The organism is Bradyrhizobium sp. USDA 327 (assembly GCF_041262065.1).
Lineage (GTDB): Bacteria > Pseudomonadota > Alphaproteobacteria > Rhizobiales > Xanthobacteraceae > Bradyrhizobium > Bradyrhizobium liaoningense.
The window spans coordinates 5,374,452-5,395,358 of sequence record NZ_JBGCCW010000001.1; the positions used below are offsets into that span (position 1 = coordinate 5,374,452).

Annotated in this window: 21 protein-coding genes; 10 read left to right on the forward strand and 11 right to left on the reverse strand. The window is 65.2% G+C overall.

Going from position 1 to position 20,907, the window contains the following annotated elements; genetic code table 11:
- Positions 1–80 precede the first annotated feature (80 nt).
- Positions 81–1,037, forward strand: coding sequence for a carbohydrate ABC transporter permease (locus tag ABIA42_RS25330; protein WP_271529588.1), 957 nt, complete (start codon positions 81–83; stop codon positions 1,035–1,037).
- A complete protein-coding gene (locus ABIA42_RS25335) occupies positions 1,030–1,926 on the forward strand; it encodes a carbohydrate ABC transporter permease (RefSeq protein ID WP_370120006.1) in 897 nt (298 codons plus the stop codon). The genes ABIA42_RS25330 and ABIA42_RS25335 overlap by 8 nt, the downstream gene beginning before the upstream one ends.
- A gap of 5 nt (positions 1,927–1,931) precedes the next feature.
- Here ABIA42_RS25335 and ABIA42_RS25340 read toward each other — a convergent pair whose 3' ends face one another.
- A complete protein-coding gene (locus ABIA42_RS25340; protein ID WP_370120003.1) occupies positions 1,932–2,825 on the reverse strand; it encodes a LysR family transcriptional regulator in 894 nt (297 codons plus the stop codon).
- A 358-nt stretch (positions 2,826–3,183) separates the two neighbouring features.
- Here ABIA42_RS25340 and ABIA42_RS25345 point away from each other — a divergent pair, with 358 nt between their 5' ends.
- Entirely contained in the window at positions 3,184–4,188 is a 1,005-nt protein-coding gene (locus ABIA42_RS25345) for an alpha/beta fold hydrolase (RefSeq protein WP_370120000.1), read from the forward strand.
- 149 nt (positions 4,189–4,337) lie between these two features.
- Complete coding sequence (locus ABIA42_RS25350; RefSeq protein ID WP_370119998.1) at positions 4,338–5,693, forward strand: esterase-like activity of phytase family protein; 1,356 nt, start codon at positions 4,338–4,340, stop codon at positions 5,691–5,693.
- Positions 5,694–5,838: 145 nt separating this feature from the next.
- Here the strand turns inward: ABIA42_RS25350 and ABIA42_RS25355 are convergent, their stop codons facing one another.
- The 6 genes from ABIA42_RS25355 to ABIA42_RS25380 form a co-directional block, all read right to left on the reverse strand.
- Positions 5,839–6,669, reverse strand: a complete 831-nt coding sequence (locus tag ABIA42_RS25355) for a TonB family protein (RefSeq protein ID WP_370119995.1) — start codon at positions 6,667–6,669, stop codon at positions 5,839–5,841.
- The gene (exbD, locus tag ABIA42_RS25360; protein ID WP_370119992.1) at positions 6,669–7,115 is read right to left on the reverse strand and encodes a TonB system transport protein ExbD; all 447 of its coding nucleotides are present in this window, start codon (positions 7,113–7,115) and stop codon (positions 6,669–6,671) included. Before exbD ends, ABIA42_RS25355 begins: the two co-directional genes overlap by 1 nt.
- Positions 7,116–7,118: 3 nt before the next feature.
- Entirely contained in the window at positions 7,119–7,895 is a 777-nt protein-coding gene (exbB, locus tag ABIA42_RS25365; protein WP_271529594.1) for a tonB-system energizer ExbB, read from the reverse strand.
- A 27-nt stretch (positions 7,896–7,922) separates the two neighbouring features.
- On the reverse strand, positions 7,923–8,429 hold the full coding sequence (gene hutX / locus ABIA42_RS25370) for a heme utilization cystosolic carrier protein HutX (protein WP_370119989.1): 507 nt from the start codon (positions 8,427–8,429) through the stop codon (positions 7,923–7,925).
- A gap of 30 nt (positions 8,430–8,459) precedes the next feature.
- On the reverse strand, positions 8,460–8,795 hold the full coding sequence (locus ABIA42_RS25375) for an antibiotic biosynthesis monooxygenase (RefSeq protein WP_370119987.1): 336 nt from the start codon (positions 8,793–8,795) through the stop codon (positions 8,460–8,462).
- Between the two features lie 98 nt (positions 8,796–8,893).
- The gene (locus ABIA42_RS25380) at positions 8,894–11,245 is read right to left on the reverse strand and encodes a TonB-dependent hemoglobin/transferrin/lactoferrin family receptor (protein ID WP_370119985.1); all 2,352 of its coding nucleotides are present in this window, start codon (positions 11,243–11,245) and stop codon (positions 8,894–8,896) included.
- 264 nt (positions 11,246–11,509) lie between these two features.
- Here ABIA42_RS25380 and ABIA42_RS25385 point away from each other — a divergent pair, with 264 nt between their 5' ends.
- The 4 genes from ABIA42_RS25385 to ABIA42_RS25400 are packed head-to-tail and all read left to right on the forward strand — an operon-like array spanning position 11,510 to position 14,555.
- Positions 11,510–11,716 (forward strand): hemin uptake protein HemP, encoded by a 207-nt coding sequence (locus ABIA42_RS25385; protein ID WP_370119982.1) that lies wholly within the window; start codon positions 11,510–11,512, stop codon positions 11,714–11,716.
- Between the two features lie 6 nt (positions 11,717–11,722).
- Complete coding sequence (locus ABIA42_RS25390; RefSeq protein WP_370119979.1) at positions 11,723–12,676, forward strand: hemin ABC transporter substrate-binding protein; 954 nt, start codon at positions 11,723–11,725, stop codon at positions 12,674–12,676.
- The gene (locus ABIA42_RS25395) at positions 12,673–13,758 is read left to right on the forward strand and encodes a FecCD family ABC transporter permease (RefSeq protein WP_370119976.1); all 1,086 of its coding nucleotides are present in this window, start codon (positions 12,673–12,675) and stop codon (positions 13,756–13,758) included. Before ABIA42_RS25390 ends, ABIA42_RS25395 begins: the two co-directional genes overlap by 4 nt.
- Positions 13,755–14,555, forward strand: a complete 801-nt coding sequence (locus ABIA42_RS25400; RefSeq protein ID WP_370119973.1) for a heme ABC transporter ATP-binding protein — start codon at positions 13,755–13,757, stop codon at positions 14,553–14,555. The genes ABIA42_RS25395 and ABIA42_RS25400 overlap by 4 nt, the downstream gene beginning before the upstream one ends.
- A 163-nt stretch (positions 14,556–14,718) precedes the next feature.
- Here the strand turns inward: ABIA42_RS25400 and ABIA42_RS25405 are convergent, their stop codons facing one another.
- The gene (locus tag ABIA42_RS25405) at positions 14,719–16,395 is read right to left on the reverse strand and encodes a mucoidy inhibitor MuiA family protein (RefSeq protein WP_370143665.1); all 1,677 of its coding nucleotides are present in this window, start codon (positions 16,393–16,395) and stop codon (positions 14,719–14,721) included.
- Between the two features lie 172 nt (positions 16,396–16,567).
- On the reverse strand, positions 16,568–17,188 hold the full coding sequence (locus ABIA42_RS25410; protein WP_370119970.1) for a response regulator transcription factor: 621 nt from the start codon (positions 17,186–17,188) through the stop codon (positions 16,568–16,570).
- A 204-nt stretch (positions 17,189–17,392) separates the two neighbouring features.
- On the opposite strand from ABIA42_RS25410, the gene ABIA42_RS25415 reads away from it, so the two are divergent.
- Positions 17,393–18,421 carry an AraC family transcriptional regulator gene (locus tag ABIA42_RS25415; RefSeq protein WP_271529605.1) on the forward strand — a complete coding sequence of 343 codons (1,029 nt, stop codon included), beginning with the start codon at positions 17,393–17,395 and terminating at the stop codon, positions 18,419–18,421.
- A gap of 2 nt (positions 18,422–18,423) precedes the next feature.
- Here ABIA42_RS25415 and ABIA42_RS25420 read toward each other — a convergent pair whose 3' ends face one another.
- Entirely contained in the window at positions 18,424–19,635 is a 1,212-nt protein-coding gene (locus ABIA42_RS25420; protein WP_370119966.1) for an NnrS family protein, read from the reverse strand.
- A 129-nt stretch (positions 19,636–19,764) separates the two neighbouring features.
- Between ABIA42_RS25420 and ABIA42_RS25425 the strand changes: the two genes are divergently transcribed.
- Positions 19,765–20,475, forward strand: coding sequence for a Crp/Fnr family transcriptional regulator (locus tag ABIA42_RS25425; RefSeq protein ID WP_370119963.1), 711 nt, complete (start codon positions 19,765–19,767; stop codon positions 20,473–20,475).
- Between the two features lie 108 nt (positions 20,476–20,583).
- Here the strand turns inward: ABIA42_RS25425 and ABIA42_RS25430 are convergent, their stop codons facing one another.
- A complete protein-coding gene (locus ABIA42_RS25430) occupies positions 20,584–20,781 on the reverse strand; it encodes a DUF1858 domain-containing protein (RefSeq protein WP_035704759.1) in 198 nt (65 codons plus the stop codon).
- Positions 20,782–20,907 lie beyond the last annotated feature (126 nt).

The window sequence follows — 20,907 nt, forward strand, 5'->3', positions numbered from 1 at the left end:
GCGCAAAATTGCTACGCAATCTTGTCGCGAGCTCCTCGCAATGAGGGTGTGGTGACCTTCAACGACAGGACAACAAACTGATGTCCGTGACGACCTTCTCTTCTCCGGAACTCGCGCAGCGGCAGCCGAACTGGCTGGTGCGGCTGTTCGACTACAAGCCGTTCCTGATCGTGATGTGCCTCGCGCCCGCGATCGGGCTGCTCACCGTGTTCCTGACCTATCCGCTCGGGCTCGGCATCTGGCTCGCTTTCACCGACACCACGATCGGCCGGCGTGGCGTCTATGTCGGCCTGGAGAACTTCCAGTACCTGCTCACCGACTCCCTGTGGTGGAACGCGGTGTTCTACAGCGTCCTCTACACGGCCGTCGCGACCTTCGGGAAGTTTGCCCTCGGCTTCTGGCTCGCGCTGCTGCTCAACAACCATTTTCCGTTCAAGAGCGTGCTGCGTGCGATCATCCTGCTGCCCTGGATCGTGCCGACCGTGCTCTCGGCGCTGGCGTTCTGGTGGATCTACGATCCCCAATTCTCGATCATCTCCTACCTGCTGGTCGACGTGCTGCATTGGCGCGACAGCAACATCGACTTCCTCGGCTCGCCCTGGCCGGCGCGCTTCTCGCTGATCGCCGCCAATATCTGGCGCGGCATTCCCTTCGTCGCGATCTCGCTGCTGGCGGGCCTGCAGACCATCTCGCCCTCGCTCTATGAGGCCGCGATGCTCGACGGCGCCAGCGCCTGGCAGCGCTTCCGCTACATCACCTTCCCGATGATGATGCCGATCCTCGCCATCGTCATGACCTTCTCGATCATCTTCACCTTCACCGACTTCCAGCTCGTCTACGCCATCACACGCGGCGGCCCCGGCAACTCGACTCATCTGCTCGCAACGCTGGCGTTCCAGCGCGGCATCGCCGGCGGCGAGCTCGGCGAAGGTGCGGCGATCGCGGTGTCGATGATCCCGTTCCTGGTGTTCGCGACGCTGTTCTCCTATTTCGGCCTGGCGCGCCGCAAATGGCAGCAGGGAGAGGCCAATGACTGACACCGTCGCGCAACCGACCGCGGACGCCAAAGCCGCGCCCGACACCATGGCCTGGGATTCCGGGCTGCGGCGGCTGATGATGATCTATCTGCCGCTCGGCTGCTTCGTGCTCATCCTGCTGTTCCCGTTCTACTGGATGGCGATCACCTCGTTCAAGCCGAACGCGGAGCTGATGAATTACAAGGAGCATAATCCGTTCTGGATCTCCTCGCCGACATTGGCGCACATCAAGCACCTGCTGTTCAACACCGCCTATCCGCGCTGGCTGTGGACGACGATGCTGGTGGCGATCGGGTCGACCACGCTGTCGCTGATCGCGAGCACGCTGGCCGCCTATTCCATCGAACGGCTACGCTTCCGCGGCAGCCCCTATGTGGGCCTCGGCATCTATCTCGCCTATCTGGTGCCGCCGTCGATCCTGTTCATTCCGCTTGCCACCGTCGTGGTGCAGTTCGGCCTGTTCGACTCGCCGCTTGCCCTGATCCTGGTCTATCCGACCTTTCTGGTGCCGTTCTGCACCTGGCTCCTGATCGGCTATTTCAAGTCGATCCCCTACGAGCTCGAGGAGTGCGCGCTGGTCGACGGTGCCACACGGCTGCAGATCCTGCGGCGGATCACGCTGCCGCTCGCGGTGCCCGGGCTGATCTCGGCCGGCATCTTCTCCTTCACGCTGTCCTGGAACGAGTTCATCTACGCGCTCGCCTTCATCCAGAGCGGCGCCAACAAGACGGTGCCGGTCGCGATCCTGACCGAGCTCGTCACCGGCGACGTCTACCAGTGGGGCGCACTGATGGCGGGATCGCTGCTCGGCTCGCTGCCGGTCGCGATCTTCTACTCGCTGTTCGTGGATTACTACGTCTCGTCGCTGACCGGCGCGGTGAAGGAATAGCAGAACTAGGCCAGCCGCGCCTTGAGGCGCGGCGTGGCCCAATCAAGAAAGGCGCGGAGTTTGAGCGGAGCGGGCTTTCGCTCCGCGTAGACGATATGCACGGGCCAGAGCGCCTGCTCGAATTCCTCCAGCATGAGGACGAGCCTGCCGGAACGCCGCGCGGCCTCCATCTTGTAGGACATCACGCGCGTGATGCCGGCACCTGCAACGGCAGCTTCGACCGCCGCTTCCGAGTCGCTCACCGTCAATCTCGACCGTATCGGCACCGTGACTTCGCTGCCGTCCTTGACGAATTTCCAGCTCTGCTGCGCCGCGTGGCTGTCGACGCCGATACAATCGTGCGACGCCAGATCGGCGGGCTCGCTCGGGTGTCCCCGCTTCGCGAGGTATCCGGGACTGGCGCAGAGCACGAACCGGACCGAGCCGACCCGCGTCGCGATCAGGTTGCTGTCCGGCAGACTGCCGATTCGAATCGACACATCGACATTCTCGTGGACGGTGTTGACGATGCGATCGGTAAGGACGAGCCGCAGCGCGATCTCGGGATAAGCCTCCATGAACTCGAGTGCGATCGGCAGAAGGTGCATGTGGCCCAGTCCCCACGGCGCCGTGACCGCGAGATCGCCCCTCGGACTTCTGTACTCGCCGGAGACCTCCCTCTCGGCATCGTCCACCTGCTCGATGATCCGCTTGCAGGCCTCGATATAGGATCGTCCCGCATCGGTCAGCGTCATCTGGCGCGACGACCTCTGAAACAGCTGGGCATTCAGCCGTGCCTCCAGCTCGGCAACCGTTCGGCTGACCGTTGCGACCGGCATCCTGAGGCGCCGGGAGGCTGCCGAGAAACTTCCTGTTTCATTGACGGCGATGATCACCGACATCGCCTCCAGCCGGTCCATCAGACGCGTCTTTCCGTAACCTGAGAAGTAGCTTCTCGATCATATGGACTGATCCCGCCGGTCGCAATCGGTTACCCGAAGCTTGCTGCGGACTTTGGAATGGACGGCTGGAAGGTGCCGGAAAACGATCATTCGACGAACGCCGGACATCATTCGGCTGCTCGCAATTCCGGCATCTCGGCCTCACGCGCGAAGACAGCGTGGATTTGGATCTGCCTTCGGCATCCTCCGGCGCACCAACCATAAGCCGCCGAGCACAAGTCCACCGGCCGCTTTGACGACGTCATCGCAGAATGCAGTGCCGGGCCTGCGGGTACTGACGAATACAATCATCACCGATTTTGACTGGGAGATCGACATGAGTACCGAGAACATCACACGCCCATCAGCCGGCCTCGATCGCCGACACCTCGTCCTTGGCTTGTCCGGAGTTGCCGTTGCCGCGGCTGCGCCGGCTGCCGCGGCGAAACCGCAACGCGATCATACCAGAGCCGCGGGCTATCCAGTCACGTACCATCGGACCAAGACTGTCGACGGGATCAAGATCTTCTACAGGGAGGCAGGGCCGAAGGATGCACCCGTGGTGCTGCTGCTGCACGGCTTTCCGACATCGTCGCACATGTTCCGCAACCTGATTCCGGCGCTGGCCGACCGGTACCACGTGATCGCTCCCGACTACCCGGGCTACGGACAGAGCGACATGCCGCCGCGCGCGACATTCAAGTATACGTTCGATCGTTTCGGTGAGCTCGTCGATGGTCTGCTCGACCAGCTTGGCGTCAAGCGCTACGCGATGTACGTCATGGACTACGGAGCGCCAGTCGGCTGGCGGCTGGCGCTCAAACATCCCGGGCGCATCAGCGGCCTCATCGTTCAGAACGGCAACGCCTACGACGAAGGACTGAAGGAGTTCTGGAATCCGATCAAGAAATACTGGGCCGACGGGTCAGACAGCAGCCGTCAGGCGCTGATGAAGCTGCTGACCCTGGAGACGACCAAATTCCAGTACACCGACGGCATGTCCGACGTGAGCCGCATCTCGCCCGACAACTGGGTCCATGACCAGGCGCTGCTGGACCGGCCCGGCAACAACGAGATCCAACTGGACATGTTCTACGACTACCGGACCAATCTGCCGCTATACCCGGCAGTGCAGGCCTACTTCCGCAAGCACAAGCCGCCGACGCTGATCGTGTGGGGCAAGAATGATTTCATCTTTCCGGCCGACGGCGCCCATCCTTACAAGCGCGACCTTCCCCAGGTGGAGTTTCATCTCATCAACTCCGGCCACTTCCTGCTCGAGGACAGGTTCGACGAGGTGACGCCCCTGATCCGCGATTTCCTCGCTCGCAAGATTTCCTGAGGCGCAACGAGATCGGATCACGCGTCACCGAACCCGATTCCGATCTCCTCGCCGCCAAAAAGTAGCCGGGCCTGCGGCCTTTGGCCCGGCTTCACAAAACTGCAACGTGCCGTCCGCATAAGGCGTGCGTCCACCAACAGGAGACGCACATGCGCGCGACCCTTCTCAGCACCGTCGCAACGATCATTCTCACCGCCAGTTCTGCGCTGGCGCAGAGCGAAGGCGAATTCCCGGCCAAGCTCGCCGGCCACGTGGTGATGCCGGCCGAGTCGTTCATCGAAGCGCCGGCTGACGCACCCGCCGATCTCAAGACTGCAGGCAAATATACCACCGGCAAGCGGGTCGACGCGCTTGGCACCGTCATGGGCAAGTCCTACGAACGTCCCACCGGCGTGTCGCTGCCGTTCAAGGGCCAGCCACTCCAGGGCCATTCGGGCATCAAGACCATGCCCGACGGCAGCTTCTGGGTCATCACCGACAACGGCATGGGCGCGCGCGCCAACTCGCCGGACTCGATGCTGTACCTGAACCGCTACAAGATGGATTGGGCGAGCGGCAAGATCGAGCGACAGGAGACCATCTTCCTGCACGATCCCGACAAGAAGGTGCCCTTCCGCATCGTGCATGAGGATACCCAGAAGCGCTATCTCACCGGCTCCGATTTCGACACCGAAGGCTTCCAGATCATCGGCGACACCTTCTGGATCGGCGACGAGTTCGGCCCCTATATCCTGAAGGCCGACAAGTCGGGCAAGATCCTCGGCGTGTTCGACACGGTTGCCGACGGCAAGCCGGTGCGCTCGCCGGACAATTGGGCCGTCACGACGCCGGGTGCGCCGGGCGCGACCTACACCAATGTCAATCTCCGCCGCTCCAAGGGCTATGAGGGCTTCGCCTCGTCGAAAGACGGCAAGTTCCTCTACGGCCTGCTCGAAGGACCGCTGTGGGATGCCGAGAAGAAGGACTGGGAGAAGGTCGACGGCAAGGAAGCCGCCCGCATCCTCGAGTTCGACGTCGCCGCGGAGAAGTTCACCGGCCGCTACTGGCAGTATGTGTTCGAGCAGAACGGCAACGCCATCGGCGACTTCAACATGATCGATCAGGCCTCTGGCCTCATCATCGAGCGCGACAATGGCGAAGGCACCGCCGACAAGGCCTGCCCGCAAGGCACCCGCGGCGAGAGCTGCTTCCCTGACCTCGCCAAGTTCAAGCGCGTCTACAAGATCGAGCTCTCCGACGCCAATGTCGGCAAGCCCGTGCGCAAGATCGGCTATATCGACCTGATGAAGATCAGGGATCCCGACAAGAAGGCGCGGAAGCCACTCAACGACGGCGTCTACCCCTTCCCGTTCTTCACCATCGAGAACGTCGATCGCGTCGACGACACCCATATCATCGTCGGCAATGACAACAACCTGCCGTTCTCCTCCAGCCGCGATCCCAACAAGGCCGACGACAACGAGTTCGTGCTGCTCGAGGTCGCGGATTTCCTGAAGGCGAAGTAGCAGATCGGCCTCTCCACAGCTGCCACTAGCTCCGCTAGGCGTCCCGGCGAAAGCCGGGACGCCTAGCCGCAGGGAGCGGTTGTCGACCGAGATCGGAATTGCCGATCTTCGTTGGGACGACGGCCGAGTTTGCGGCGGCGGTACACTACCTCACCGTGAACTCCACCGGGATCGAAAAGCTCATCGAACCGTTCCTGATCTCGTCCGGAAACGGCGGGAACGGCGAGGCCTGGCGGATCATCGCCATGGCCTGCGCGTCGAAGGCGGCGACGCCGGACGAGCCGCCGAGGCGGCTGGACGTGACTTGCCCGCTACGGCCGAGGGTGAAGCTCAGCCTCGCGACGCCGCGCTGACCGCCCCCACCTGACGGATATTGGTGGAAGCGCATCAGATGCGCGCGGACGCGTTGATTGTAGGATGCAATCGCGGAGGCCATCGCACCCGCACTCATGGCGGATCCCATCGGCGCCTCGCGCTCGGCGCGCGGCGGTGCGCTGGTACGCGGCGCGGGCGTCGCCTCCGACGGCTTCTTCGCCTCGCGGCGAACCACCTTCGGCTTCACTGGAGCGAGCTTTTCGACCGGCACGGTCTTCGCCGGCTCGGGCCTGGCCGGCGTCGGCTCAAGCCTCTGCTTCGGTGGCGCGACGACCTCCGGCTTCTCCTGCGGCGGCGTCGGCGCGATGGTCTCCTCGACGGCCTGCTGCTGCACGGGTTCCGGCGGCGAGGCGTCGGCCTCTTGCATCACCGGCCCCGGGGCGAGGACGTCCTGCGTCGGCTGCGGCGCCGAGGTCACCGGGGCCATGTCGATCATGATCGCCGGCAGGCTGACGCCCTGCTCGGGCTGCGACTTGAGCCAGCTCGCCGCAAGCACCGCGGCTGCCACGTGCAACGCCACGATCACGGCCGCCGAGACACCCCAGCGCGCCCCCTCGCGCTCGCCGAGCGGCTCGTGCAGGGCGAAGGCGTTCGCGCCCATCAGCTGCGTCCGTCGAGGCCGACCAGCGCGACCTTGAGATAGCCGGCATTGCGCAAGGTGTTCATCACCTCCATCAGGTCGCCATAGGAAACGGCCTTGTCGGCGCGCAGATAAATGCGCTCGTCCTTGCGGCCTTTGGTGGCTGCATCGAGCGAGCCGCTGAGCGCGTCGCGACCCACGATATCCTCACCCACCGCGATCGAAAGATCCGGCTTGACGGTGACGAAGACCGGCTTGTCGGGCCGCGGCGCCGGTTCGGCCGCGGTGGCCGGCAGATCGACGCCGATGTCGACGGTGGCAAGCGGAGCCGCCACCATGAAGATGATCAGGAGCACCAGCATCACGTCGATGAACGGCGTGACATTGATCTCGTGGGTGACGTCGAGATCGCTGGGGTCACCGCGCTTGAGCGGCGATCCCGTGGCTGCGCCGAGCTTGGTGGCCATGGCCTACTCCGCAGCCCGCGCCAGGCGGAGATGGCCGTGGTCGCGCTGGCGGCTGACCAGCAGCATGAGCTGCGCCGAGGCGTCGCCGAGCAGGGCGCGGTAGTTGGCGATGCCGCGGACGAGATGATTGTAGATCACGACCGCCGGAATCGCGGCGACGAGACCGAGGGCGGTCGCAAGCAGCGCTTCCGCAATGCCCGGCGCGACGACCGCAAGACTGGTGGTATGGCTCTCGGAGATGCCGATGAAGGAATTCATGATGCCCCAGACGGTGCCGAACAGGCCGACGAACGGCGCGGTGGCGCCGATGGTCGCGAGCACGCCGGTGCCGCGCGCGATCTGCCGCGACATCGCCGCCTCGACCCGCTCCAGCCGCAGCGCCACCCGCTCCTGCAGGCCGTCGTCGAGAATGCCGCCGGAGAGCTCGGCCTCCCTGGCGCAGGACTGGATGAGCTGGGCGACCGCGTCGCGCGCGTCGCCAGCCCTTGCGGATGCCTCGGCCAGCGTCATGTTGCCCTCGAGGGCGCGCGTCCGCTGCAAGGCGAGCGAGCCCTTGCGGCGCAGCTCGATGGTCTTGGCGAGCCACACCGTCCACGTCACCAGCGAGGCGATGGCGAGCCCGACCATCACCGTCTTCACGATGATGTCGGCGCTGACGAACATGCCCCAGGGCGACAGATTGCGCGGCAACAGGGCTTCGTCGATCGCGAAGGCCGGTGCCGGCGCGAGCGCCAGCGCGATGGCTAGGATTGCATGCCGAAGCCTGGAATTGCACTGCATCCCGATCTCCCGTCAGGTTGAAACGAGCTAGGCCTCTGGGGCGCCCGCGATCCGGTCCGCAAGTTGCCGAAACCGCGCCAACTGGTCTCCGCGTAGCGCCCGGGTTTCGTCCCGGCCGACAAACACCTTGAACATGATGCCGCCATCGGCGTTGACGAAGGCGACGAAGGCGGACGACTTGCCCATGAAGGGGCGCTCGACGAAGGCAACGGCCGCGCACCGCTCGTGGCGGAGATGGCCGTGCAGGCCCTTCGGCTGCATCAGGTTGAAATAGCCGCGGCCGATCTCGCCGGCGGGAATTGGGCCCGTGAACTCGAAGATCGCATCATCCGTGTGCACGATGAGGGTGACCTCGCCCCATTCCGCGATGTCCTGCATGACGGCAGCAAAGTGCCCGCCGCCCCCGATGCGCATCATGGCAGACGGCAGCGCCTCGATCACCGCGCGCGGGGTGACCTTGCGCTCGCGCGCGACGTCCTCGATCACCGCACCGGGATTGTCGGCCATATACGTCTTGAGATCGGTGCTCGGCATGTCCGGCTCCCTTTCGTGCTCGGCCGCGATCTAGGCGGCCGCGCTCGCCGTGCGCTCGGTCATGATGACCTCGAACCCTTCGAACTTGGGATGACCAAGATAGAGGCTCTCGCCGGTCTTGTTGTCGGCGCGCGCATGGGCGCGGCGGAATTCCTCCGAGCGCGTCCAGGCCTCGAAGGCCGCCTTGTCGATCCACACCGTGTGCGAGGAATACAGCGTGTGGTCCTCGGCGACCGGCCCCTTGAGCAGATGGAATTCGACGAAACCCGCCATGCTGCCGAGATAGGACTCCCGCGTCCGCCAGACGGTTTCGAACGCAGCTTCCGAGCCGAGTTTCACCTGAAAGCGATTCATAGCGATGAACATAAAGGTCTCTCCTTGCTATCAAGACGAAAACGCGCCGAAGCCGCGCTGGAGCATCAGCGCGGCCCGGCGGAGGTTGTGGAGCTGCGGGGCCGGTCGGCTTACGCACCTCCAAAGTGGATCTTCATTCCGGCCTTGTAGACTCTGCCCGGACCCGGGCTCGACCACAGCACGTCGTTCTGCGACGTGCCATCGGTCGAGCTGCCGGGAATGGCGTAAGGCCGGTAGTACTGGTTCAAGAGATTGTCGATCGAGGCCGAGATCACGATGTCCCTGGTCGCATTGTAGGTCAGGTACAGATTGACGAGATCGTAGCCGGTCGAGCGGATATAGTTGGCCGGCACGTCGTTGTTGGGGCCGTACGACGCCCACTGCGCCGACAGGATCAGGGTGCGATCGAGCAGGCGGACGCCGCCGGTGGTGACGACCTTGGTCGGGGTGATGGTCGCAAGCCCGATATTGGTCTGGACGTTCTTGCCCTTGATGTAGTGCCCCGCGACGCCGATGAACCAGCTGCCGGCATCGTACATCGTCTCCGCCTCGAAGCCCTCGATGCGGGCATTGGCGATGTTCTGGTATTGGTAGTACTGGCTGTACGAACCGAACGGCGGTACCGCGACCGGCGCCGAAGCGACGAGGTCGATGTAGTCGCTGACATCGTTGCGGAAGAGATTGATCTTGCCGCGAAACGAGTCGTTGGCGCTGAAGATGTTGTCGTACTTCAGGTTGATGCCGACCTCCTTGTTCTTGCCGACCTCGGGACGAAGGTTCGGGTTTGGCAGGAAGCAGAACAGGCCGACGGTGCCGTCTGGACAGGGAAAGAAGGCCGGTCCGCCACCGGTCGCATGTGCGCCGGAGATCACGGTCTCGGTGATCGACGGCGCGCGATAGCCTTCGGCGTAGCTGACATAGGGCTGAAAGCCCGGAACCGGCGTGACGCCGAGCGTGATCTTAGGCGAGAAGCGGTCGCCGCCGGCGCTGGTCCTGCCGGCATCGAGGTCGTAGCGGTCATAGCGGATCGCGCTCACCGCCTCGAACCAGGTGCCGTAGTTCTGCTTCAGCTGAAGGAAACCGCCCGACACGGTGCGAATGCCGCTCGGCGTCGTGATGTTGGAATTGCCGCGGCTGTCGGTCGTGATCACGTCGTCCTGGAAGGCGTCGATGCCCCAGGTGACGGCGTTGCGCCAGTCGCCCACGTTGAATCGCGTGGTGTTGTTGACGTCGATGCCGTAGGTATCGAGGACATAGCCGCGCTTGTCGCCGACACAGCCCGAAATGTTGTTGCCGAAATTGCCCGTCCCGCAATAGGCGCCGCCGGACGTGGAATAGTGATAGGTCTTGGTCTGGTCGTTGTCGACGCGATTGCCGTAGATCGACATGTGCCAGTCGAACAGATTGTCGCTCGGCAGCGAATAGTTCCAGGTGATGGTCCCGGTGTAATTCTTCGCATCGGAGGCGTAGACCGACGAACCCTGATAGAGCGCGCGCTGTGCCGCCGTTATCACCGGACCGCGGTTGAACTGGCCGATATCGTATTGATAGTCCTGGAAGACGGCGCCGAACTTGACCTCGTGACCGAGGACCGGCCGCACTGTGAGCTTCATCAACCCGGCCTCGACCTGGTTGCCGGTGTTGCCGATCTCGGTGCCGTTGCCGTCCTTGTAATTGCCTTGCGTGCGGTAGACCGCGCCGCCGAAGATATCGACGTCGGGCGTGGCGCGCACGCCGCCGAACACCGAGCCCAGGCCGCGATTGTTGTTCGAGCCGTAGGAGCCCGAGAGATCGACGCCCCAGCGCTCGCCGGGGCGCAGCACGTCGTTGATGTCCTTGGTGCGGAACGAGACAAGGCCTCCGATCGCGCCGGAGCCGTAGATGTTGGCGGTCGGGCCGCGCACGACGTCGACGCCGCCGATCAATTCAGGATCGAGGAAGAAGGAGCCGTTGGCATTGTGGCCGGTGCGCTGGTAGTTCTGCCGCGCGCCATCGACGACGACCGCGACGCGCCCGAAATCCTGCAAGCCGCGAATGTTGATGACGGTCGCGGGATCGTCGCTGCGCTCCTGAAACGACACGCCGGGAATGGCGTAGAAGATGTCCGACAGCCGGTTGGGCTGAAGCCCCTGGATCTTGTCGAGCGAAATCGAGCTGACGGGCGCGAGCGCATCGATCGCCCGCTCCGGGGTCTTGGTCGCGGCGACCGTGATGGTATCGAGCGTCTGCACGGGTGCGGTACCGCCCACTTGCGCGTGCGCATTCATGACGGCGGGCGTTGCCGGCTGCGCGACCTGCGGCTTGGCCGGCTTGCGCTTTGCCTGCTTCGGCCGCTCCGACGCCGCACTTTCGGCTTGCGGCGATGCGGTCTGCGCGAGACTGCTCTCCGTCACCAATGCCGCAATTGAAGCCACCGACGCGCCCAAGATCAGGGCGCGCGAATACCTAGCCTCGCCAGCCATAACAGCCCCAGCCTGCACTTCGCTTTAATTTTGGAGTCTCTTGGCTGGCGCGCGTTCGCAACGCGAACGACTGGGCTGGCTGATGTTCTCAAACCGCGGGGACGTACCCCGCTGACATAATTGGTAACGTGGCAACACTCTGACGGTCAATGACAACTGATTGCAATTTATATCGATTGTAAAATTGCTGCCGTTGGAATGCGCCTCGCGCCGCCTATACAAGGCAAGACACATCTGAAACTTCGAAAGCGCATCACGACAACAATGTCAGCAGCATCCGGAGACAGCGGCGACGGCGCGGCAGCGCCGGCAGGAAGCCCTTCTGCAACAACGAGAACCCTCACCATGCGGGAGGGCCGGATCGACAGCCGCGAGCTGTTTGCGGCCGGGCGCGAGATCATCATTGCGCACGGCGAGGACAGCTATCGCCTGCGCCTGACCTCGCAGAACAAGCTGATCCTGACGAAGTAACCTGCAATGGCATTTTGTCGCACCTTCGCTCATGTCCTGCTCGCCGGCACGATCGCGCTCGCGTCTGCCGCGCACGCGGCCCGCATCACCGTGCATGACGCGCGCAATCGCGAGGTCGCGGTGAACGACTTCGCGCGCACCGTCTCGATCGGCGGCGCCATCACCGAGATCCTCTATGCGCTGGGGCTGGAGAGCCGGCTGGTCGGCGTCGATACGACGAGCCTCTATCCGCCGGCGGCGCTGCGCGACAAACCCAATGTCGGCTACATGCGCCAGATCTCCGCCGAGGGCGTGCTCGGCCTCAACCCCACCCTGATCCTGGCGATCCAGGGCTCGGGCCCGCGCGAGACCATGGAGATCCTGGAGACGGCGAAGGTGCCGCTGGTGCTGGTGCCCGAGACCTTCTCCGAGGAAGGCCTGATCGAGAAGATAAGACTTGTCGGCCACGCCATGGGTGTCGATGCGCGTGCCGAATGTCTGAGCGCCGCCGTCGGCGCGGATCTTGCGCAGCTCCGCGCACTGCGCGCCAAGGTGACGAAGCCGGTGCGCGTGATGTTCGTGATGTCGCTTCAGAACGGGCGGGCGATGGTGGCCGGCCACAAGACCGCGGCCGACGAGATCATCCAGCTCGCGGGCGCGACCAATTCGGTGGACGATTACGACGGCTACAAGATGATCGGCGACGAGGCGATCGTGGCGGCCAGGCCCGAATTCGTGCTGTCGATCGAGCGCGGCAGGGAGTCGCTCCGGGCCGACGCGATCTATGCTCATCCCGGTTTTGCGCTGACGCCGGTTGCGGCCAACAAGAGCTTCATCACCATGGACGGGCTCTATCTGCTCGGCTTCGGGCCGCGGACGGCGGCGGCGGCGCGCGATCTCTCCGTCAAGCTCTATCCGGCGTTGGCCGACCATGGCGGCGCGTTCACGTCGGCCCTGTCGGCGGCGAATTGCCGGCAATGAGCGTGGCGGTCGGGATCGAAGCACGGAGCCCGCAACGAAGCGCCAGACGGCGGTCCGCATCCTTCGCGATTCCTGTCCTGATCGCGGTGCTCGCGGTGACGGCAATCGTCGCGCTGACCGTCGGCGCCGCGGGTATCCCCCTCTCCCGCCTGCCTGCGGCGCTGGGCCTTGCCGGCGAAAGCACTGCGATGATGGCCCGCGACCAGCTCGTTCTGTGGTCGATCCGCATTCCACGGATCGCGGCAGCCGCGATGGTCGGCGGCCTGCTTGCCGCGGCCGGCGCGATCATGCAGGGGCTGTTTCGCAATCCGCTCGCCGATCCCGCCCTGGTCGGCGTCTCCAGCGGCGGCGCGCTGGCAGCCGCGAGCGCGATCGTCTTCACCGATTCGCGCTTCGGCGAGGCGCTGCGCTTTCTGCAGACCGAGCTGTTGCCGCTCGCGGCCTTCGCGGGATCGCTGGCGACCACCGCAATCCTCTACGGCATCTCCAGCCGATCGGGGCGGACCTCGATCGCGATCTTCCTGCTCGCCGGCGTCGCCATCACCGCGATCGCCAACGCGGGCATCGGGCTGCTCGTGTTCATCGCCGACGACCGTCAGCTGCGCGACATCACGTTCTGGATGCTCGGCTCGATGAGCGGCGCGACCTGGACCAAGGCCGCCGTGCTCGCGCCGATCCTCGTCATCGGGCTGGCAGCCTGCGTCTTCATCGCGCGCGGTCTCGATCTGCTGGTGCTCGGCGAGGCCGACGCTTTCCACGGCGGGGTCGATGTCGAACGCCTGAAGCGGATCTCGATCGTCATGGTCTCCGCCATGACCGGCGTCGCGGTGTCGATCAGCGGCGTCATCGGCTTCATCGGCATCGTCGTGCCGCATCTGCTCCGCCTCGTGATCGGGCCGGCGCATCGCCTGCTGCTGCCGGCCTCGGTGCTGCTGGGTGCCATCCTGATGGTCGGCGCCGACACGCTGGCGCGCACCATCGTGGCGCCGGCCGAGATGCCGATCGGCATCCTGACCGCCGCCGTCGGCGCGCCCGTCTTTCTCTTCATCCTGCTGCGGCAGCGCGGACTGACCGCGCTATGAACGCGGTGATCGAGGCACGAGCGTTAGGCAAGCGCGCGGGCCGCGCAACGCTGCTTGATAGCGTCGACCTGACGGTTGCGGCCGGCGAGATGGTCGCCATCATCGGCCCGAACGGCGCCGGCAAGTCGACGCTGCTGCGGCTGCTCTCCGGCGATCTTCGCCCCAGCGCAGGCGAGGTGCGCCTGAAGCAGCGCGACATCAGCAGCTTCACGCCGCGCGAGCTTGCCGCGCGCCGCGCGATGCTGTCCCAGCACATCAACGTCACCTTCCCGTTCACGGTCGAGGAGATCGTGCTGATGGGAGCAGGCGAGCGCAGCTTGCGCGAGGCTGGACCGCTGGTCGACTCCGCCCTAGACGAGGTCGGCCTCGTACATTTCCGCGAACGGCAATTGCCGACGCTGTCAGGCGGCGAGCAGCAGCGCGCCCATTTCGCCCGCGTGCTGGTGCAGCTCGCCTGCGGCGAGGCCGAGCACGGCCCCGGGCTTTTGCTGCTGGACGAGCCGACCTCGAGCCTCGATCTGCGCCACCAGATCGACCTCGTCGAAGCGGCGCGCCGCCGTGCGGCGGCCGGCACCGCCGTCATCGCGATCCTGCACGATCTCAATCTCGCGATCCGCTTCGCCAACCGGCTGATCGTGCTGAATGGCGGCCGGCTCGTCGCCGACGGGCCGCGCGCGGAGATTGTCACACGCGAGATCATCCGCGATATCTTCGAGATCGACGCAGTCGTCCGTCAGACCGATGGCGTGCCGTTTGTATTGCCGCAATCGATGCGGGCGGTTGAGACTGGAATTTAGCCCGCAGTCAAACCCGCGAAGATGGTGCGCCCCCTCCCCCGCTTGCGGGGGAGGGTTGGAAGAGGGTGTCTCAACAACGAAGACTCCCCCAGAGGAAAGAGCCCTCACCCCAACCCTCTCCCGCAAACGGGAGAGGGAGCGCACCTCGTTCGTGGCTAGCAATCTACCCCGCCGGCACGATCACCATGCTCTTGTCCTTGGGCCAGCGGATGCGCCAGGCGAAGTTGATGTCCTTGACCTCGCCGGGCCTGGCGTCGAACGACCATTCCAGCACGCCGCGCCTGTCGCGAATATTGCTCGCGGTCGGCAGGGTGCTCGAGGGCAGCATCTCGACGACGATGTCCTCGTTCTCGCTGACCGGCAGCTGATCCTCGATCGCGACCTTGATCGGGAAATCATGGCCGTTGCGGATCGTGGTCTTGAACGAACGCTCGTCGGTCTTCGACGTCGTCACGAGCAAGCCCGCCGAGCCCTCGTTGCGCTTGAGCACGGCGCGCTCGATTCTGACCTTGTCGTCGGCGCCGAAGCCGAGCCGCACGATGTCGTCCTTGGCGGACGCCGTGATCTTGCCACGGCCGACGAAGGTGCCGTCGCGGTAGATCGCGACCTTGCCCGGCAAGAGACTGGCATCGTCGGTCTGCTTGAAGCTGGCTTCGAGGAAGGCGGTCGGATCCATCACCGGTGCCGCGCGAACCGCGAGATCGGCCGGTACGGTCATGGAAGCGATGCGCAGGCTCTTGGCACCCTCGGCAGCGCCGAGGCTGACGCGGCCGGGAATTTTGAAGGTGGCCTGGAAATCGCCGATCTCGGCGACGGCCTGTTGCTCGTCGGCGCGCTCGGTCGCCTCTGCGACCTTGGACATGGGCTCGAACTGCGCCGAACGCTGGCGGGCGGTTGGCGCGGGCCGCGCCAGGTCCGAAGCGCTGCCGAGTGCAAGGGGCTTCGGCACTTGCGGATATTGCGCCATCAGCGAGTTCAGCTCCGGAACGCTGCCGCCGCGGCCGATGCGAACCGTGGAAACGCCGAGCGTCACGTTCGACCAGTCCTCGCCGGTCGACTGCGTGACCTCGGCGCGACGGACGAGTTCGAGCTGTGGCTTGCGATCCTTGGCGCCGGTATCGAGCCGGGCGTCGTAGAGCGGCACCCAGCGCGCGTTGCGCACGGCGTAGGTCACCCGCAATGTCGCTTTGGTCGCAGCCGCCGAGGCGACGTCGATCCGCACTTCCAGCTTGCTCGGCGGCTTGGCCGAGCGCTCGGCTTCCAATTGCGCGATCTGTCGGTCGATCTCGCGCTGTTTTCGGGTGGCTTCGCGGATTGCGGTGTCAGCGGTCGCGATCTCCTCGGCAACCGCCGCAAACGCCGCGCGCCATTCGGTGATCGGCCGCGCCTCGCCCTTCTCGCCGAGGCCGGCCGGGGAGGCTTCGGCAAAATGCTGCGCAAATTTACGCCGGGCGTCGGCAGAGTCGATCGCACCTTGCAGATCGGCCCGCCGATCTCTCAGTGCTTCGATGCGCTTATCGAGCTCGGGGAGGTTGGCTGGCTGCGCCGTCCTCGGCGGCCGCGCGTCGATCGTGCCGATGGTGAGCTTGGCGCCCGCCTCGCCTTCGACGCGGAGGGACGACGGATCGAGCGAGAGCGGAAAATCCTTGGCGACCAGCGTCGAGTCCCCGGAGGCGATATCCAACGAAATGACGCGGGTGACGGTGGCGCCGTCGGGATAGACGGTGACCGTGTCGATCGCCGACGTGGCGTCCACGTTGGCCGCCCATGACGGCCATGCGATAGCCACGGTCACCAGGACCAGGCTCGTGGTTGCCAACCATTTTGCGGTGATGCGCATGAAGTCCCTCCTGCCGGTATCGCCGCGCCGCCAGCCGGACGCGCGCGATGAAATGCCTCGCCATCGTGATGAGACGCGGCGGGAAAGGAACTGGTTCGATTGGGGTTTCCGTGGGGCGCAGCCGCGGCAGCAGCATGGCCGCGGAACGCATCGGCGCGGCCGCGGCCGAGCCTCAGACCTGTGTGGGCGAACCCTGGCCGAAGATGCGCCGGAGCAGATCGGTCACGTTGCGGGCGCCGGCCTTCTTCAAGATGCTGGCGCGATAGCCCTCGACGGTCCGCGCGCTCAGATGCATCCGCCGGGCGATCTCCTTGTTGGTGAGGCCGGCGGCGAGATGCTCGAGCACGTCGCCCTCGCGCGCGGTCAAGGGCTCGCAACCTGTCAGCCAGCGTCGCCGGCTCGCGCCGGGTTGCGCAAATTCGTCGATGGCGGCATCGATCCGGCCGACGATGTCGTGGGTGCGGAACGGCTTTTCGATGAAGTCGGCCGCGCCGCTCTTGATGGCGTCGACCGCCATGGCAATGCTGCCGTTCGCCGACGTCACCAGCACGGGCGCCATACAGTTCTCCCCGCGCAGCCGCTTGAGCACGTCGAGGCCGGACCGATCAGGCGGCAGCTCCAGCAGCACGCAGGCCGGCATCCGCGCCCTCGCGGCGGACAAGAGGGATGCACCGTCGGCGAAACAGATCACCTCGTAGGCGTTCTGTTGGAGCGCGGTCGAAAGTTGTTCGCGGGAGGCAGCGTCGGTGTCGATGACGAATATCTCACCCTTGGAAAGCATGTTTCCCGGCATGATTCCGATCCAGCAATGTCTTGGTCAAAGGGCCCGAGACGGTAGCGGGCTCCATCGCCCTGCCGCGCCGTCGTAAACACGGCATTCACGCCCGTGCTTCGGTTTCCCCTATGTATGTTCCGCGCGGTTCCTGGATTTGACTGACCGGGACAGAAAATTTACATTTCGGGACATCCGCGGGAACAGCTGGCAGGAACGGTTCGCATGACCGACCTCATTCGCAGCTCGAGCCTGAGTTATTATCCGGAGGTCGCCCGGTCGGTCGGGCTCGACCCCAGGCAGATGATGCGCAAGGCCAGGCTGCCGCCGGCCTGCCTCGACAAGCCCGACACGCCCATTGCCGTCGCCGGCCTGCGCCGTCTGCTCGAATTGTCCGCGGAGGCGTCCGGCGCCGAAGACTTCGGCTTGCGTCTCGCCGAGCGCGGCGGCCTGACCAATTTCGGCGCGGTCGGCTTGATCGTGCGCGAACAAGCGACCGTTGGTGAGGCGATCGATGCGTTCTCGCGCTTCATCCATATCCATCACGATGGCATGCGGCTGGACGTTGCGCGCAGCAAGCAGACCGTGACCATCACGATGCGTCTGCGCGGCCGGAAACCGAGCGCGCCGCGGCAGTCGATCGACGTGGCGCTCGGCAGCGTCCACCGCATCATCCGGTCGCTGTTCGGGCACGACTGGCGGCCGCAGGAGGTGCACCTGCATCATCCGCCGCCGCACGATCGCAAGCGCTATCGCGAATTCTTCGGCTGCCGCGTGATCTTCAACGCGAGGGATGACGCGATCGTGTTGTCCGCGCACGATATGGAACGTCGGATCCCGAGCGCGCATCCGCTGATCGCGAGCTATCTGCGCAAGCGGATCGAGGCGATCGAAACACGGCCCGCAAGCTGGGAGCAGAAGGTCGACGAGGTCGTACGTCTCCTCCTTGCCGGCGGCGACTGCACGGTCGAGCGCGTCGCCGAGCATCTCGCCTGCACCCGCCGCACCATCCACCGCCGCCTCGCAGCATCGGGCACCAGCTTCTCGGCCATCCTGGACACGCAACGCGCCGATCTCGTGATCCAGCTGATCGACGACCCCGACCGGCCGCTGGCTGACATCGCGATGCAACTTGGCTTTTCCGCGCAGAGTGCCATGGCGCGCTGGTTCCGCAGCCGGTTCGGCTGCACCATCACCGAATGGCGCAAGGGCGTCCGACCCGTGACGGCACCGCCCACGGCGACTGCAGCTTGAGTTCAGCGTGCGGGAGCGGGCACGCCCATCGTGGCGAGGCCACGCCACCGGCTGCCGGCGAGCAGCGGACCGAACGCAATGGCAAATCCGAGGAAAGCGACGATCCAGCCGCAAGCGGCGATGTGCAGCAGCACATCGCCATGCGCGGGCAACACGACGGCAGCGACCCGGGCCAGAGCCGCGACGATGACCGCAGCATAGATTCCCTGGATCGCCGGCGAAGCCGTCAACGCCTGTCCGGTGTGGCCGAGACTCGCGCGGGTCATCACTGCGAGCGTCATGGTTCCCGCCGCACCCGCCATCCAGGCGTGGATGCCGGCGCTTGGCGGCAGCACACCGAAAACCGCCAGGGCATGCAGGATGAAACCGAACGGCACGAAGACGTAGCCGACATGCAGGATCACGAGCAGCCGCTCGCGGAAGGTCCGATCGCCGGCCCAGCGCGCAAGCCGCACCAAGTGCAGCCCGCCGACAAGTGCCATCACAATTCCGGTGACGGCATTCGACGGCGCCACGATCCATGAGACGAGCGCGAGCGCGCTGCATCCGATCACGGCGCCGTCGAAGCGTCCGAACGGCACGGGCAGTCGGCCGGGATTGAACTTGACCAGCCAGTTGCGGGTGAAGCTTGGAATGATGCGGCCACCGATCAACGCAATCAGCAGAATGACCACGCTGATGCCGACGCGGATGCTGACATCGGCCGCGCCCTGGTCGTGCGTTTCGACATGAAAGGCGACGTTGCCGGCGAGCAGAACGAGCACCAGCCCCACCACGGGCAGGTTGCGCCAGTTGCCGCCTGCGATGATCTCGCGCATCGCGGCGGCGACGACCAATGCCAGGAAGGCGGCATCGACGATCAGCGCAAACGCCCAGCCGACATCGGCCGACATCGTCACAACGATGCGCCCGGCGAGCCAAACCATCAGCAGCGCCCCCAGCGGCATGCCCTGGATCGGCAGCCGCCCCGTCCAGTTCGGGATTGCCGTGAACAGGAACCCGGTGATGACAGCGGGCAGGAAGCCATAGAGCATCTCGTGGATGTGCCAGTCGCGTGGCCCGAATGCGGAACTCACGGACAATTCGCCATAGAAGATCGGCAGCCAGGCCAGGATCGACAGCGCCGCCTGGATCGCGGCGAGCAGGAAAAAGGGCCGAAAGCTGTTCGCGAACAGCGGCCAGCCCGCAAAGTTACGGGATCGGGCGCCAGCCATGGCATCAACTCCAATAAATCCAGATCGTTCTTTGAAAAAATACCGCCACCCGACCGGCCCGTTTTGCGCTACCGCAAACACCAGGACGATTGCAGGTGCCATCACACTCCCGAGCGCCAAGGAGGCAGAATGGCCAAGGTCGACACATCGCTGGTTGCGCATTTGCCGCTGTTTGCGGGGATGACGCCGGAAGCTCTGGACGAGATCCTGCGTGAGGCCCGCTCGGCCCGCTTTTCCAAGAACAGTGCCATCTTCGAGCAGGGGGCCGACGCGCAATCCTTCTTCCTGCTGTTGCACGGTCATGTCCGCGCGGCCAAGACCACGCCGACCGGTGAGCAGATCGTGGTACGCTATGTCGCCCCCGGCGAAACATTCGGGCTCGCGATGGCGATCGGAGCCGCGCGCTATCCGGCGACGGCGATGGCGGTCGACGATAGCGTGGTGCTGATCTGGCCGACCTCGGCCTGGCCGCGGTTGGTCGAGCGGTTTCCGGCGCTTGCCGCCAACACGCTCCAGACCGTCGGCACCCGGCTTCAGGAGAGTCACACCCGCATCCTGGAAATGTCCACCCAGCAAGTCGAGCAACGCATTGCGCACGCGCTGCTGCGCCTCGCCAAGCAGTCCGGCAGGAAACTCGACCACGGCATCGAGATCGACTTCCCGATCAGCCGCCAGGACATCGCGCAGATGACCGGCACCACGCTGCACACCGTCAGCCGCATCCTGAGCGGCTGGGAGAGCCAAGGCCTCGTGGAGAGCGGCCGCCAGCGCATCATCCTGCGCGAACCGCACAAGATCGTCGTGTTGGCGGAGCGGAATGCCGACAGCGGCGCGGCGTGAGAGCCGATGCCGGGATGCCTCCGCTGACAGGGGTGAGGGGCGCTTCCGCTTACGGCGAAAGCGCTCCCTCCTCCGGGAACGCGCGCGCCCGCGCGATTCCAGACCGTTTCACGCCGGCACGCAATCGCTCAATGCAGCGAGGAATTTGTCGCGGTCGATGCCATGTTCGCGGCAGGCATCATCCACGGTGTGGAAGGTCGCGATCGGACAGCCGACGCAGGCCATCCTGAAGGCGAGAAACACGCGGATCGTGTGCGGCGCCGTGCGCATGATGTCATCGACCAGATCGTCGGATCCGAAGGGCATGGACAACTCCGTTCCGAATTGACGATAGCGGAGCGAGCGGAAGTCTCTTTGTTGAAGCGCAAGCTGTTGCCAGTTCCGCCGCCATCACTCCGGGGCTCGCGCTTCGCGCGCCCCGAATGAATCAAG

Coding starts and splice junctions, on each gene's coding strand:
- ABIA42_RS25330 (WP_271529588.1), top strand. CDS start 81: ATGTCCGTGACGACCTTCTCTTCTCCGGAACTCGCGCAGCGGCAGCCG.
- ABIA42_RS25335 (WP_370120006.1), top strand. CDS start 1,030: ATGACTGACACCGTCGCGCAACCGACCGCGGACGCCAAAGCCGCGCCC.
- ABIA42_RS25340 (WP_370120003.1), bottom strand. CDS start 2,825: ATGGACCGGCTGGAGGCGATGTCGGTGATCATCGCCGTCAATGAAACA.
- ABIA42_RS25345 (WP_370120000.1), top strand. CDS start 3,184: ATGAGTACCGAGAACATCACACGCCCATCAGCCGGCCTCGATCGCCGA.
- ABIA42_RS25350 (WP_370119998.1), top strand. CDS start 4,338: ATGCGCGCGACCCTTCTCAGCACCGTCGCAACGATCATTCTCACCGCC.
- ABIA42_RS25355 (WP_370119995.1), bottom strand. CDS start 6,669: ATGGGCGCGAACGCCTTCGCCCTGCACGAGCCGCTCGGCGAGCGCGAG.
- exbD (WP_370119992.1), bottom strand. CDS start 7,115: ATGGCCACCAAGCTCGGCGCAGCCACGGGATCGCCGCTCAAGCGCGGT.
- exbB (WP_271529594.1), bottom strand. CDS start 7,895: ATGCAGTGCAATTCCAGGCTTCGGCATGCAATCCTAGCCATCGCGCTG.
- hutX (WP_370119989.1), bottom strand. CDS start 8,429: ATGCCGAGCACCGATCTCAAGACGTATATGGCCGACAATCCCGGTGCG.
- ABIA42_RS25375 (WP_370119987.1), bottom strand. CDS start 8,795: ATGTTCATCGCTATGAATCGCTTTCAGGTGAAACTCGGCTCGGAAGCT.
- ABIA42_RS25380 (WP_370119985.1), bottom strand. CDS start 11,245: ATGGCTGGCGAGGCTAGGTATTCGCGCGCCCTGATCTTGGGCGCGTCG.
- ABIA42_RS25385 (WP_370119982.1), top strand. CDS start 11,510: ATGTCAGCAGCATCCGGAGACAGCGGCGACGGCGCGGCAGCGCCGGCA.
- ABIA42_RS25390 (WP_370119979.1), top strand. CDS start 11,723: ATGGCATTTTGTCGCACCTTCGCTCATGTCCTGCTCGCCGGCACGATC.
- ABIA42_RS25395 (WP_370119976.1), top strand. CDS start 12,673: ATGAGCGTGGCGGTCGGGATCGAAGCACGGAGCCCGCAACGAAGCGCC.
- ABIA42_RS25400 (WP_370119973.1), top strand. CDS start 13,755: ATGAACGCGGTGATCGAGGCACGAGCGTTAGGCAAGCGCGCGGGCCGC.
- ABIA42_RS25405 (WP_370143665.1), bottom strand. CDS start 16,395: ATGCGCATCACCGCAAAATGGTTGGCAACCACGAGCCTGGTCCTGGTG.
- ABIA42_RS25410 (WP_370119970.1), bottom strand. CDS start 17,188: ATGCCGGGAAACATGCTTTCCAAGGGTGAGATATTCGTCATCGACACC.
- ABIA42_RS25415 (WP_271529605.1), top strand. CDS start 17,393: ATGACCGACCTCATTCGCAGCTCGAGCCTGAGTTATTATCCGGAGGTC.
- ABIA42_RS25420 (WP_370119966.1), bottom strand. CDS start 19,635: ATGGCTGGCGCCCGATCCCGTAACTTTGCGGGCTGGCCGCTGTTCGCG.
- ABIA42_RS25425 (WP_370119963.1), top strand. CDS start 19,765: ATGGCCAAGGTCGACACATCGCTGGTTGCGCATTTGCCGCTGTTTGCG.
- ABIA42_RS25430 (WP_035704759.1), bottom strand. CDS start 20,781: ATGCCCTTCGGATCCGACGATCTGGTCGATGACATCATGCGCACGGCG.